Origin of the sequence: Streptomyces sp. CB01373 (assembly GCF_002803075.1) — a bacterium.
Lineage (GTDB): Bacteria > Actinomycetota > Actinomycetes > Streptomycetales > Streptomycetaceae > Streptomyces.
Window position 1 is genome coordinate 43,826 of record NZ_NNBK01000029.1, and the last position, 13,682, is coordinate 57,507.

Consider the following 13,682-nt stretch of genomic DNA (forward strand, 5'->3'; position numbering starts at 1 on the left):
AATGTAACTGCCCAGTCCCCGCGCCCACAGCGGTGAACGTCACACGTCCGGCGGTGCCGTCGAACCCCGCGGAGTCAGCACCGGAGTCGGCACCGGATGCGGGCCCGGACCCTCGTCCAGGAGGACGCCGAACAGGGTGCGGGCCACGTCGGCGCCGAAGCCGTGCACGTCGTGGCTCATCGCGGACAGCGTCGGATGGGTCAGCCGGCACAGCTGGGAGTCGTCCCAGGCCAGCAGGGACACGTCGGCCGGGACCCGCAGGCCCATCTCCGCCGCCACCGACAGTCCGGCCACCGCCATGATGTCGTTGTCGTAGACGATCGCCGTGGGCCGGTCGGGCGGCGCCGCGGACAGCAGTGACCGCGTCGCCCGCGCCCCCGTCTCGCCGGAGAAGTCGGTCGCCACCTGCCATGCCCCGGCCAGTCCCAGGCTCCGCGCCGCCGTGTCGAACGCCGCCGCGCGGATCGCCGTGTGCCCGAGGGCCGCCGCGCCGCCGACGCGGGCGATCCGCCGGTGCCCGAGCGCCGCCAGATAGCGCACGGCCTCGGTGACCGCGGTGGTGTCGTCGGTCCACACCGAGGTGAGCCCGCCGGTCAGCGACGGGTGGCCCACGGCCACCGCGGGCAGCCCGATCCGCCGTGCCACGGCCGGCCGGGGATCGTCGGTGCGGAAGTCGACCAGGATCGAACCCGCGATCTGCCGGGCCTTCCACCACGTCTCCAGCAGGCCCGCCTCCTCCTGCGGCGCGCGCACGAGCCGCAGCAGCAGCGAGCAGGAGTGCTCGGAGAGGACGCTCTCCACGCCCGAGATGAACTCCATGTAGAAGGGTTCGAGCCCGAGCAGCCGGGCCGGGCGGCAGATGGCGAGCCCGACCACGTCCACGCGTGAACCGGCCAGCGACCGGGCGGCCGGGTTCGGGGCCCAGCCCAGCTCGCGCGCGGCCTGGAAGATGCGCTCGCGGGTCGCCTCCGAAAGCCCCGGCTTGCGGTTGAAGGCGAGCGACACCGCCCCCTTGGACACCCCCGCACGGGCGGCGACGTCCTTGATGGTGACGCGGGGAGCCGTCATCGGACGGGCTCCACGCAGTACAGGGCGGCCCGGACGGCTTCGGCCGCCTCCTGGCCGCCCGGGATCCGCCAGCCGTCGACCCCGATGGTCACCCGTTCACCGGGGAGCAGCGTGACCAGCCCCGTGTCCGCCCGCGCGGACGCGGCAAGACGGTCCGCCTGGAGCAGCAGGTCCCGCACCAGGGTGCGGGCCGTCACGGTGACCGCTCCCGGCGCCACGGACACGTCGAACTCCGGCCGGGGATAGGGGATGTCGCGGTCCGGCACCGGGAAGTACAGGGCGCGCAGGCCGCCGCCACCCCCGCCCTCGCTCGAGCGGGGGGACCCCGACGCGTCCGCGACCAGGAACTCCTTCGGCCCGTCCGGCACCAGTTCGGACGGGACGGGGACGTCCGCGACCGTGCGCGCCGCGGCGCGCAGGTCCGTGTGCGTGGCGGCGACCACCTCGCCCGCCACGGACATCCGGCGCAGGGTGAGTTCACCCGCCCACGGCGCGGCCGACTGGTTGACCGCGGCCAGCACGAGCCCGCCGTCCCGCTCCCCGAGTGTCAGCAGCCGGTCCGCGTAGAGCCGCTTCAGCTCGTGGTACAGCGGCTTCTCCCGCCCGTCGCCGTCGATCGCCGCCCAGGACGTCACCGGCCAGCAGTCGTTGAGCTGCCACACGATGGTGCCCGCGCACACCGGCCATTGCGCGCGCCAGTGCTCGATGCCGGCGGCCACCGCGCGGGCCTGGTTGAGCTGGGTGAGGTAGTGCCAGCGGTTGAAGTCCCCCTCGGGCAGGGCGAAGTGCGGGGCAAGACCACGCTCCAGCTTGCCGTTGCCGTCCTCGGCCTTCTGATGGTGCAGCATGCCGGGGGAGTCCGGGGCGAGTTCCTCGCCGGGCAGGGCACGCCGCAGGGTCGCGTGGGCGGGCGGCGCCTGCCAGCCGAACTCGGCCACGAAACGCGGCACGTTCAGCCGGTAGTCGGCCCAGCCGCGCCGGTTCCACACCTCCCACGAGTGGTGGGTGCCGTGCGCCGGGTCGTTGGGGTGGTGCGCCCAGGACCCGGACCAGGGGCTGCCCGCCGTGTACGGCCGGGTCGGGTCGAGGTCGGCCACCACCCGGGGCAGCAGCCCCAGGTAGTAGCCCTCGCCCCACGAGTCGCCGGCCAGCTCCGGCTCCCAGCCCCAGTCCCTGAAACCCCACAGGTTCTCGTTGTTGCCGTTCCACAGCACGAGCGAGGGGTGCGGCATCAGACGTACGACGTTCTCGCGCGCCTCGGCCTCCACCTCGCCGCGCAGCGGCTGCTCCTCGGGGTAGGCGGCGCAGGCGAACGGGAAATCCTGCCAGACCAGCAGGCCGAGTTCGTCGCAGGCGTCGTAGAAGTCCGCGCTCTCGTAGATCCCGCCGCCCCACACCCGGACCAGGTCCACTCCCGCCGCGGCCGCCTGGCCGAGCCGCTCCCGGTAGCGTTCGCGGGTGACCCGGGAGGGGAACACGTCGTCCGGGATCCAGTTGACGCCCCGCGCGAACAGCCGCTCCCCGTTGACCACGAGGGTGAAACCGGTGCCGTGCGCGTCGGCTGAGGTGTCGAGCTCCACGGTCCTGAAGCCGATCCTGAGACGCCTCGCGTCCAGCGCCTCCGCGCCGTGCAGCAGCGTCAACTCCAGCTCGTACAGCGGCTGTCCGCCGTACCCCCGGGGCCACCACAGGTCGGCGTCCGGCACCCGGAGCCGCACCACCCCGGTCGTGCCGTCGACGGCCGCGCGCGCCCGCACCCCACCCACCCGTGCCTCGACGGCGAGTTCGGCCTCCGGGCGGGTCCGCTCCACCTCGATGTGCGCCTCGACCACGCCCGTGCCCTCCTCGACGGTGACGAGAGGGCGCACCCGGTCGATCCGGGCCGTGGACCACGACTCAAGCCGCACCGGGCGCCAGATGCCCGCCGTGACCAGGGTCGGCCCCCAGTCCCAGCCGAAGGAGCAGGCCATCTTGCGGATATGGGCGTAGGGCTCGGCATAGGCGCCGGGCCGCTCACCGACCCGCGCCCTCACGGCCTCCGCCTCGGTGTACGCGGAGTCGAAGCGCACCGCCAGGCCGCCCTGACGGCCGGTCACGTCGAAACGGTACGAGCGGTGCATGTTGCGCACCCGGCCCAGCGGTTCCCCGTCCAGGGTGATCTCGGCGGCGGTGTCGAGCCCGTCGAAGACCAGGTCGGTCCGCTCGTGCCCCGAGCCGGTGGCCAGCCGCCTCTCGTACGTCCACTCCCGGCGGCCCACCCAGGCCACGTCCGCCTCGTTCCGGCCGAGGAAGGGATCCGGGATCAGTCCCGCGGCCAGCAGATCCGTGTGCACGCAGCCCGGCACGGCCGCCGGGAGCGCCGCACCCGTGTCGTCGGGGTGCCGCAGGATCCATCCCTCGGTGAGCGGTGTGGCCCGAAGCATGCGCCCTCCCTGAACCGGTCCAACCCAATTGGTCTGCGATGTAGCGGCGTTGGCGAGATTCGGACTTTACCGGTTGAGAAAGCGCTGTCAGAGTGCCGAACCAGCCAACCCGGCCGCCCGGCCGGAGGACCGGCCCAATCCGCAGTGCTCGTCCGTCCGCAGAACGGAGCTGACGCACATGAACCGCCGCACATTCCTCACCGCCGCCGTCGCGACCACCGCCCTGCTGCTCGCCGGGTGCACCGGCACCGGAGGCGCCGCCAAGGGGCAGGACGCCGAGGCGCCGAAGGACCCCGCGAAGGTGAGCGGGACCATCACCGTCCTCACCCAGCGCACCGACCTGGTGCAGGACGGCACGATGAAGAAGTACGCCGCCGCGTTCAACCGGACGTATCCGAAGGTGAAGGTGGAGTTCCAGGCCCTCACCGACTACGAGTCCGAGGTCAAGATCCGGATGAACACCGAGAACTACGGTGACGTCCTGATGATCCCCGGCGTGATCAAGAAGAGCGACTACCCGAGGTTCTTCGCCTCGCTCGGCACCCGGGCCGAACGCGCCGAGAAGTACCGGTTCACCGACTTCACCACGGTCGACGGCAAGGTCTACGGGCAGAGCCCGATCGGCGTGATGCCCGGCTTCGTCTACAACAAGAAGGTCTGGGAACGGGCCGGGATCACCCGATGGCCCACCACGTCCGCCGAGTTCCTGGCCGATCTGAAGGCAGTCAAGGACAGGACCGGTGCGATCCCGTACTACACCAACTTCGCCGCCCAGTGGCCGCTGACCTCCTGGACCTACGTCAACGGCTCCGTGCACTGCGACACCGGCGCGACCACGAAGCTGGCCGAGGGGGACCCCTGGGCGCAGGGCGCCGACCTGCGGGTCGGCGACACGCTGCTGTACGACATCGTGCGCCGGGGCCTGGCCGAGAGGGACCCGACCACCACCAACTGGGAGGCGTCCAAGGCCCGGCTGGCCAAGGGCGAGATCGCCACGCAGTGGCTCGGCACCTGGGCGATCATCCAGTTCCAGGACGCGGCGAAGAAGGCCGGAGTGGACCCCGCCGACATCGGGTTCATGCCCTTCCCGGCCCAGAAGGACGGCACGTTCTGCGGGGTCGTGGGCCCCGACTACAACCAGGCCGTCAACATCCACTCCCGGCACAAGGAGGCGGCCCGCGCCTGGATCGACTGGTTCACCGACAAGTCCGGCTACGACAAGGACAACCTCGCCATCTCCCCGCTGAAGGACGCGCCCCTGCCGGCGGTCCTCACGCCCTACACGGACGCGGGCGTGAAGCTCATCGAACTGGACGACACCGCCGGCGCCCGGGTGAAGCTGATCGACGACGAGTCCGAGGTCGGCATCTACAAGCCCGGCTACCGGCAGAATCTCGTCGACCTCGCGCGCGGCGCCCGCAAGGGCAGCCTGGACGGCTTCCTCGGCGACCTCGGCGGGAAGTGGGACGCGGCGCGGAAGGACACGGGGTCCTGATGACGGACACCACCGCCCGGACGGCCGCGCCACCCGTCGCCGCCGCCCCGGCCCCCGCCCCGCGCCGCGCGCGCGTGCGGCGGGGGCTGACCCCGTGGCTCTTCCTGCTCGCCCCGCTCGCGCTGCTGATCACCTTCACCTACGCGCCGGTCGCCAACATGGTCGCGTACAGCTTCACCGACTGGGACGGGGTGAGCCCCGAGCTGCGGTACACCGGCGCCCACAACTACGCCGAGCTGTTCACCCGCCCCGAGCTGTTCGAGGTGTTCTTCGTCAGCGGCTACTACCTCGCCGCCTCCGCCGTCCAGATCGCCGCTGCCCTCTACTTCGCCACCGTGCTCAGTTTCGACGTGCGGTTCAGGAACTTCTTCAAGGGCGTGCTCTTCTTCCCGTACCTGATCAACGGGGTCGCGATCGGCTTCGTCTTCCTCTACTTCTTCCAGGACGGGGGCACCCTCGACTCCGTCCTGGCCCTGTTCGGCCACCACTCCTCGCACGCCTGGCTGGGTACGCCCGTCTCCGCGAACACCTCGCTCGCCGGGGTCTCCGTCTGGCGCTACCTGGGCCTGAACTTCGTCCTGTTCCTGGGCGCGATCCAGTCCATCCCGGGGGAGCTGTACGAGGCGGCCGAACTGGACGGGGCGAACCGCCGGCAGCAGTTCCGGCACATCATCGTGCCCGGCATCAAGCCGGTGCTCACGCTGACCGTGATCCTGTCCGTCTCCGGCTCGCTGGCGGCCTTCGAGATCCCGTACATCATGACCGGCGGGGCGACCGGCACCGAGACCTTCGTGATCCAGACCGTGAAGCTGGCCTTCCAGTTCAACAAGACGGGGCTCGCCTCGGCGGCGGCGGTCGTGCTGCTGCTGATCGTCCTGGCAGCGACCTGGGCGCAGCGGCGTCTCGTCCCCGACGACAGGGTGGACCTGGTATGACGCGCCGCATCGTCGCCCGCACGCTTGTTTACGTCTCGCTGGCCGCCGCGTCGGTGGTCGTGCTGCTCCCGCTCGGCGCGGTCCTGCTGACCTCGCTGAAGACGCCGGAAGAGATGGCCGACGACGGCGGGGCGCTCACGCTCCCCGGCGACCTGCTGAACTTCGCCAACTACGCCACGGCGTTCCAGGACGGCCGGATGCTCTCCGCGTTCGGCAACACGGCCTTCATCCTGTTCTTCGCCGTCGGCGGCACGGTACTGATCGGCTCGATGACGGCCTACGCCATCGACCGGTTCACCTTCCGCTTCAAGAAGCTCGTGGTGACGCTGTTCCTGGTCGCCGCGCTGGTCCCCGGGGTCACCACCCAGGTGGCGACCTTCCAGATCGTCAACAGCTTCGGCCTCTTCGACACGCGCTGGGCGCCGATCGCCCTCTACATGGGCACGGACATCGTGTCGATCTACATCTTCCTGCAGTTCGTCCGGTCGATCCCCGTGTCCCTTGACGAGGCGGCCCGCCTGGACGGCGCCAACTCCTTCACGATCTACCGGAAGATCATCTTCCCGCTGCTGAAGCCCGCGATCGCGACGGTCGTGATCGTGAAGGGGATCACCGTCTACAACGACTTCTACATCCCCTTCCTCTACATGCCCTCCGACGACCTTGGCGTGATCTCGACGTCGCTGTTCCGCTTCCGCGGCCCCTTCGGCGCCCACTGGGAGACGATCTCGGCGGGAGCGGTGCTCGTGATCCTGCCGACCCTGGTCGTCTTCCTGTTCCTTCAGCGCTTCATCTACAACGGCTTCATGAAGGGAGCGACGAGGTAGGGCGACCAGGCACGGACAGCGGGCGCCGGAGGGGGCGCGGGTCGTGCCCTACACGTCCCGGGCCGCCAGCGCCTTCACCAGCGTCGGCGCGACCTGCTCCACCTGCCAGGGCCGCGCACCGTACCCGGCGAGGGCGGCGCCCACCGCATCGGCGTCGGCGCCCTGCGGCGGCTCCCAGCACAGGCGCCGTACGGTGTCCGGCGAGACGAGGTTCTCCTGCGGCATGTTCAGCCGCTCGGCCAGCTCCGACACCCCGGCCTTGGCGGCGGCCAGCCGGGCCGCCGCCACCGGGTCCTTGTCGGCCCACGCCCGCGGCGGCGGAGGCCCGGTCACCTGCTGTCCCTGCTGCGGCAGCGCCGACTCGGGCAGGGCCTTGGCCCGGTCCACCGCGCTCTGCCACTGCTCGATCTGCCGCCTACTGGTCCGGTGACCGAAGCCGTTCAGCGCGGCGAGCGCGTGAGCGTTGGCGGGCACGGCGAGCGCGGCCTCCACGATGGCCGCGTCCGAGAGCACCTTGCCCGGCGAGACGTCCCGGCGCTGGGCGATCCGGTCCCGGGTCTCCCACAGCTCCCGGACGACCGCGAGCTGCCGCCTGCGCCGCACCTTGTGCATTCCGGAGGTGCGCCGCCAGGGATCCTTGCGCGGTTCGGCCGGCGGCGCCGAGGCGATGGCGTCGAACTCCTGGAGGGCCCACTCCAGCTTGCCCTGGCGGTCCAGTTCCTTCTCCAGGGCGTCGCGCAGGTCGACGAGCAGTTCCACGTCGAGTGCCGCGTACCGCAGCCAGGGCTCGGGGAGCGGGCGGTTCGACCAGTCGACGGCGGAGTGGCCCTTCTCCAGGACGTAGCCCAGCACGCCCTCGACCATCGCGCCGAGCCCGACCCGCGGGAACCCGGCGAGCCGGCCGGCCAGTTCGGTGTCGAACAGGCTGGTCGGCTGCATACCTATCCCGCGCAGGCACGGCAGGTCCTGGGTGGCCGCGTGCAGCACCCACTCGGTCCCGGACAGTGCCTCGCCGAGTCCGGACAGGTCGGGGCAGGCGACGGGGTCGATCAGCGCGGTGCCGGCGCCCTCGCGGCGCAGCTGCACCAGGTAGGCGCGCTGGCCGTAGCGGTAGCCGGAGGCCCGTTCGGCGTCGACGGCGACGGGGCCGGAGCCGGCCGCGAACGCGGCGGTCACCTCGGCGAGCGCGTCCGCGTCGGCGATCACGGGCGGGATGCCCTCACGGGGTTCGAGCAGGGGAATCGGCGCCCCGGTACCAGAAGATCCGCCGTCTTCCGGAGGGGCGCCTCCGGTGGTTCGCAGTGAACTGTCTGCTGCGGTCTCTTGGGCGTCGGTCACATGTCAAGAGTATCCGTGGATGGACGGCGCCCGCCGACGGAACGTTCCGTCGGCGGGCGCCGGGGGGTCGTAAACCGGTCAGGCAGGTGAGACGTCCGGTGCACGACCGGCAAGGGGCACGCGCGGGGCGCGACCTGGGGGAGGGGACGGTTTCCGGGGCGGACGCATCGGCTGCGGTGCGTGCCGGCGGCGAGAGGGGGGTGAAGAGGGGAGTGGGGGGAAGGGAGCGAGCGGGGAATCGGGGACGGGGCCGGACAATTCGAGAAAGATGCTGGTCAGGGCGGTCGAGGCGGTCAGTGGATGATGCCGGTCCGCAGCGCCACGGCGACCATGCCGGCGCGGTCGCCGGTGCCGAGCTTGCGGGCGATGCGGGCGAGATGGCTCTTGACGGTCAGCGCGGACAGGCCCATCGAGACGCCGATGGCCTTGTTCGACTGGCCCTCCGCGACCAGCCGCAGCACCTCGACCTCGCGGCCGGACAGCTCACGAAAACCACCCGGGTGGCTCGGGGCACCCGGGGGACGGCGGTGCAGCCGGGCGGCCGCGGCGCCGATGGGGGCGGCGCCGGGCCGGGTGGGGAGCCCGACGTTGGTGCGGGTGCCGGTGACGACATAGCCCTTCACACCGCCCGCCAGGGCGTTGCGGACGGCGCCGATGTCGTCGGCGGCGGACAGGGCCAGGCCGTTGGGCCATCCGGCGGCCCGGGTCTCGGACAGCAGGGTGAGCCCGGAGCCGTCGGGCAGGTGGACGTCGGCTACGCAGATGTCCCGCGGATTGCCGATACGGGGACGGGCCTCCGCGACGGACGAAGCCTCGATGACGTCACGGACTCCGAGCGCCCACAGATGGCGGGTGACGGTGGAACGGACGCGCGGGTCCGCCACGACGACCATGGCAGTCGGCTTGTTCGGACGGTAGGCGACCAGGCTTGCGGGCTGCTCGAGGAGAACGGACACCAGGCCTCCTGGGGGTGGGGGGACGGGGCCGGCTTGTGGGGATGAAGCCGGAAGAACCGTGCTTGCAAGGTCACAGTGGTCTTCGGCACCAAACCCGGTGTCCTTTAGAGAATGATCACGATCTGGTGACTGCCCGAGCGTTTAATTCGAACGCATTGGCGATAATCCGAAGGTCGAATCGGTACGCTTGGGGCCGCTTGGGGCCATTCGGGAGCGATACCTGCCTGAAAGTGGCCGTATCGACAAAGAAACGGCAAGAAGTCGGTGGGCCACCCGGACAGGTGTACGCGCATGGGTGAGGGGTCGTCGTCAGCGAGGGTGCGGGACCGCCGTCAGCGGCCGGTCGGTGGTCAGCGCGGCTGCGGGCCGCGCCGCTGTGGCAGCGTCACCACCGACGCGTCCCCGGGACCGGCCGGTGGCAGCCCGGCGACCTGGGCGAGCAGATCGCACCAGGACGCCAGGTGCGCCGCGGTGTCCGGCACCCCGCCCATCCCCTCCCGGGGCGTCCAGGAGGCACGGATCTCGATCTGCGAGGCGGCAGGGCGCGACGAAAGCCCGCCGAAGTAGTGCGAACTCGCGCGCGTGACGGTCCCGCTCGGCTCGCCGTACATCAGCCCGCGCGCCTGGAGCGCCCCGGTCAGCCACGACCAGCACACGTCCGGCAGCAGCGGGTCGGCGGCCATCTCCGCCTCCAGTTCCGCGCGTACCAGCGTCACCAGCCGGAAGGTGCCCTGCCAGGCGTCGTGCCCGGCGGGATCGTGCAGCAGCACAAGGCGGCCGTCGGCCAGGTCCTGCTCCCCGTCGACGACCGTGGCCTCCAGGGCGTACGTGAACGGGGCGAGCCGCTGCGGCGGCGGAACCTGCTCGATCTCCAGCTGCGGCCGCAGCCGCGCCGCCCTCAACGCGTCGACCGCCGCCCGGAACGGCAACGGAGCCTGGGGTTTCCTGCTCGTATCGCCGTCCCCCTTTCCTGGATTTCCCGGATCCTTCGGATCGTCCATTCCGCCCGTGCCGTCCGACAGTCGTCCCTGAGCCGCAGCCATGCCGGGAAGATTAAGGGGAACCGGGCCTTCGTGCAGGGCAACACACCCCGCCGCCGTCGGCGGCGCCGTCCGGGACCGCACACCGGGGCCTTCGCGTCATCGGGGGCATGCGAGACTTGCGGACGTGAGTGCCAACGAGACGCCCGCAAGCCGGCAGCCGCAGACAGCCACCTACGACTCCGCCTTCATGAAGGCGTGCAGGCGTGAACCCGTGCCGCACACCCCGGTGTGGTTCATGCGGCAGGCCGGGCGCTCCCTGCCGGAGTACCGCAAGGTGCGCGAGGGCATCCCCATGCTCGAGTCCTGCATGCGTCCGGAGCTGGTCGCCGAGATCACGCTCCAGCCGGTCCGCCGGCACAACGTGGACGCGGCGATCTACTTCAGCGACATCGTCGTGCCCCTCAAGGCCATCGGCGTCGACCTGGACATCAAGCCCGGCATCGGCCCGGTCGTCGAGCGTCCGGTGCGCACCCGCGAGGACCTCGCCCGGCTGCGCGACCTGACCCCCGAGGACGTCTCCTACGTCACCGAGGCGATCGGCCTGCTCACCCGCGAACTGGGGTCCACCCCGCTCATCGGCTTCGCCGGCGCCCCCTTCACCCTCGCGAGCTACCTGGTGGAGGGCGGCCCCTCCCGGACGTACGAGAACGCCAAGGCGATGATGTACGGCGACCCCGAGCTGTGGGCCGACCTGCTCGACCGCCTCGCCGCCATCACGACCGCCTTCCTGAAGGTGCAGATCGAGGCGGGCGCCAGCGCCGTGCAGCTCTTCGACTCCTGGGCCGGCGCCCTCTCGCCCGTCGACTACCGCCGCTCGGTGCTGCCGGCCTCCGCCAAGGTCTTCGAGGCGGTCGCCGGGTACGGCGTCCCGCGCATCCACTTCGGTGTCGGCACCGGCGAACTGCTCGGCCTGATGGGTGACGCGGGCGCGGACGTCGTCGGCGTCGACTGGCGGGTCCCGCTCGACGAGGCCGCCCGCCGTGTCGGCCCCGGCAAGGCGCTCCAGGGCAACCTCGACCCGACCTCGGTGTTCGCCCCCCGGCAGGCCATGGAGGCCAAGGCCCGGGAGGTGCTGGACTCGGCCGCCGGGCTTGAGGGCCACATCTTCAACCTCGGCCACGGCGTCATGCCCTCGACCGATCCCGACGCGCTCACCCACCTCGTCGAGTACGTCCACACGCAGACCGCACGCTGAGCCGCCGCCCTTCCCCGGCGCCGACGCGCCGGGGAAGGGTCCGGGCGGGCCCTTCGGTGCTCCGCTCGACGGCCGTCAGTACCGCAGGCGCGTGGCCGCCACGACGCTCTGCGGCGTCGCCCCCTCGAACCGGGCGGCCTCCGCACGGCGTACGGCGACGACCGCGCCGAACAGCGTCTCTCCCAGCGCCTCGCGCAGCACCACGGACCGCTCGAAGTGCGCCAGCGCCTCGGTGAGCGAGCCGGGCAGCCGTGTCTGCCCTCCCACCTGCGCGGGATCGTCCACCACGGGCGGCGGGAGGGTCGCAGCGGCGTCGATCCCGGCGAGTCCCGCGGCGATGACCGCGCCCACCACCAGATAGGGGTTGGCCGCCGCGTCGAAGCTCTTGATCTCCGCGTTCGCCGCCCAGACGGCGTCCGGGGCTCCGGCGACGAAGCGGATCGCGGCCTCCCGGTTCTCCGGGCCCCAGCACTGGAACGCGCCGGCCCAGCGCGAGGGCTCCAGCCGCAGATAGCTGGCGGCGGAGGGCGCGCCGAGGGCGAGCAGCGCGGGCAGCTCCCGGAGGACGCCCGCGAGGAACGCCTCGCAGACCGCCGTCATGCCGTGCGGTCCGTCCCCGTCCCGGCACAGGTTCCGGCCGTCCTGCCAGAGGCTCAGATGCAGATGGCGTCCGTTGCCGACCGTCCCCGCCTCGACGACCGGGGCGAACGAGGCCGTCAGCCCGTGCCGCGCGGAGACCGCCCTGACCGTCTCCCGCACGAGCACCGCCAGATCGGCCGCCCCCACCGGGTCCGCCGGTGCCACTGACACCTCGAACTGGCCGGGCGCGTACTCCGGGTGAAGCTGCTGCACGGCGACCCCCTGTGCGACGAGGGCGGCCAGCACGTCGCGCAGGTAGTCGGACAGTTCAACGAACCGTGCCATGCCGAACGCGGGCCCCGCGGCCGGGCCGGACGGCGACGGGGAGAAGTCCGCGTCCCGGCCGACCACCCACTCGGTCTCGAAGCCCATGCGCAGGGCGAGTCCGCGCTCGGCGGCCCGCTCGGTCATCCGCCGGGCGAACAGCCGCTGGCAGCCGGGGTACTCGGTGCCCCGCTGGTCGTGGCGGTCGGCCGGCGCCCAGGCCCAGCCGGGCTGCGCGGCCAGCGGGGTCAGCCGGTCGAGGTCGGGCAGCAGCCGCAGATCGCCCTCGGGGGTGCCGGAGGGTGCCCCGGAGGTGACGGAGTCGTCGGCCAGGAACAGGTCGAAGACCGGCGGCATGGCGACACCCCACCGCGCGGCGTCGGGCAGCGCCGTGACCGGCACCGTCTTGACGCGGGTGATGCCCGCGGTGTCCACCATGGTGAGGGCGACCCCGCTCACTCCCTGCGCCGTCAGCCGGTCGGCCTCCTTCGCCGCCCGGCCCCGCTCCTCTCGCGCGGTGGACATGGTCTCCTCCTTCACCGCGTGCGGCCGTGACCGGCTCCGCGTTCGTGCTCTCGAGTGTGGTCGCCCGACGGCCGGGGTGCGCGTGCCGGAACCGGCCGCGGCGGCCGGTGCGGGGGGTGCGCCCGGCGCGGCCCTGGACCGCCCGTCCGGTCAGCGCCGGTCGAGGAGGTCCATGAACATGGTCTTGTGGAGGTCCTCGACATGGCGGCAAGCCACCTCGGCCGCCTCCACCGCGTCCCCGCGCCGGATCGCCTTCACCAGGGCGCGGTGCTCGTCGTTGGAGTGGCGCAGGAAGTCCAGCGGGTAGGGCAGGTAGTAGCGGTACAGCTCCCGCAGCACGGCGCCGTACGGCTCGGCGACGGACTCCAGTCCGGTCGCGGCGGCCACCGCCATGTGGAACCGCTCGTCGCAGCCGTGGAACTCCGCCCAGCTCGGGGCCCGGTCCATCTCCTCGACCAGCCGGTCCAGCTCCCGCGCGGATTCCGCGCCGAGGCCGCGGAGCGCGGCCAGATGGGCCACCCCGCACTCCAGGACCAGCCGGTGGTCGATCAGCTGGTGCACGTCCGCGGACGCCGCCCGGTACGTCTCGATGGCCCCGACCGTCGAGTGGGCGGGCCGCTCGGCCACCAGTGTTCCCCCGGTGCGCCCGCGCCGGCGCTCGAGCACGCCCTCCTTGCACAGCGCCACCAGGGCCCGGCGGACCGTGATCTCGGAGACGCCGAGCGCCTCGGCGATCCGGTCGCTGCCGGGCAGCCGCTCGCCCGGCGCCAGCAGGCCGAGATCGACGGCGAGCGCGATCCGGGCCCGCACGGCGTCCAGGGCTGACAGCCGCCGGATGGCGGTGAGCGGTGGCGCGTTCAGGCCGAGCGTGGCCTGCTCCGCGCGCGCCGGACGGGAGTTCACGGGTGAGCCGGGCATGGCGACACCGTACTCAAAAGTGCTCATCTTGAACACTCTTGTTTAAGTGCTCATCA

Annotated in this window: 11 protein-coding genes; 4 read left to right on the plus strand and 7 right to left on the minus strand. The window is 72.2% G+C overall.

Annotation, left to right across the window (positions count from 1 at the left end):
• Positions 1-39: 39 nt before the first annotated feature.
• Both CG719_RS33860 and CG719_RS33865 read right to left on the minus strand, forming a co-directional pair.
• On the minus strand, positions 40-1,068 hold the full coding sequence (locus CG719_RS33860) for a LacI family DNA-binding transcriptional regulator (protein WP_100572540.1): 1,029 nt from the start codon (positions 1,066-1,068) through the stop codon (positions 40-42).
• Positions 1,065-3,491: a glycoside hydrolase family 2 protein gene (locus CG719_RS33865; RefSeq protein WP_100572541.1), complete on the minus strand. Its 2,427-nt coding sequence runs from the start codon at positions 3,489-3,491 to the stop codon at positions 1,065-1,067. The genes CG719_RS33860 and CG719_RS33865 overlap by 4 nt, the downstream gene beginning before the upstream one ends.
• A 178-nt stretch (positions 3,492-3,669) precedes the next feature.
• On the opposite strand from CG719_RS33865, the gene CG719_RS33870 reads away from it, so the two are divergent.
• The 3 genes from CG719_RS33870 to CG719_RS33880 are packed head-to-tail and all read left to right on the plus strand — an operon-like array spanning position 3,670 to position 6,748.
• A complete protein-coding gene (locus CG719_RS33870) occupies positions 3,670-4,986 on the plus strand; it encodes an ABC transporter substrate-binding protein (RefSeq protein ID WP_100572542.1) in 1,317 nt (438 codons plus the stop codon).
• A complete protein-coding gene (locus tag CG719_RS33875) occupies positions 4,986-5,921 on the plus strand; it encodes a carbohydrate ABC transporter permease (protein WP_100572543.1) in 936 nt (311 codons plus the stop codon). The genes CG719_RS33870 and CG719_RS33875 overlap by 1 nt, the downstream gene beginning before the upstream one ends.
• Positions 5,918-6,748 carry a carbohydrate ABC transporter permease gene (locus tag CG719_RS33880; protein ID WP_100572544.1) on the plus strand — a complete coding sequence of 277 codons (831 nt, stop codon included), beginning with the start codon at positions 5,918-5,920 and terminating at the stop codon, positions 6,746-6,748. Before CG719_RS33875 ends, CG719_RS33880 begins: the two co-directional genes overlap by 4 nt.
• 48 nt (positions 6,749-6,796) lie before the next feature.
• Here CG719_RS33880 and CG719_RS33885 read toward each other — a convergent pair whose 3' ends face one another.
• The 3 genes from CG719_RS33885 to CG719_RS33895 all read right to left on the minus strand — a co-directional run bounded on the left by CG719_RS33885 (position 6,797) and on the right by CG719_RS33895 (position 10,085).
• On the minus strand, positions 6,797-8,086 hold the full coding sequence (locus tag CG719_RS33885) for an HRDC domain-containing protein (protein WP_100572545.1): 1,290 nt from the start codon (positions 8,084-8,086) through the stop codon (positions 6,797-6,799).
• A 293-nt stretch (positions 8,087-8,379) separates the two neighbouring features.
• Positions 8,380-9,042, minus strand: a complete 663-nt coding sequence (locus CG719_RS33890) for a response regulator transcription factor (RefSeq protein WP_100572546.1) — start codon at positions 9,040-9,042, stop codon at positions 8,380-8,382.
• A 350-nt stretch (positions 9,043-9,392) separates the two neighbouring features.
• Entirely contained in the window at positions 9,393-10,085 is a 693-nt protein-coding gene (locus tag CG719_RS33895; RefSeq protein ID WP_100572547.1) for a DUF3000 domain-containing protein, read from the minus strand.
• Positions 10,086-10,209: 124 nt separating this feature from the next.
• On the opposite strand from CG719_RS33895, the gene hemE reads away from it, so the two are divergent.
• Positions 10,210-11,280 (plus strand): uroporphyrinogen decarboxylase, encoded by a 1,071-nt coding sequence (gene hemE / locus CG719_RS33900; RefSeq protein WP_100572548.1) that lies wholly within the window; start codon positions 10,210-10,212, stop codon positions 11,278-11,280.
• A 75-nt stretch (positions 11,281-11,355) separates the two neighbouring features.
• Here hemE and CG719_RS33905 read toward each other — a convergent pair whose 3' ends face one another.
• A complete protein-coding gene (locus CG719_RS33905) occupies positions 11,356-12,708 on the minus strand; it encodes a glutamine synthetase family protein (protein WP_100572549.1) in 1,353 nt (450 codons plus the stop codon).
• 150 nt (positions 12,709-12,858) lie between these two features.
• The gene (locus tag CG719_RS33910) at positions 12,859-13,653 is read right to left on the minus strand and encodes a FadR/GntR family transcriptional regulator (RefSeq protein ID WP_100572567.1); all 795 of its coding nucleotides are present in this window, start codon (positions 13,651-13,653) and stop codon (positions 12,859-12,861) included.
• Positions 13,654-13,682: the final 29 nt, after the last annotated feature.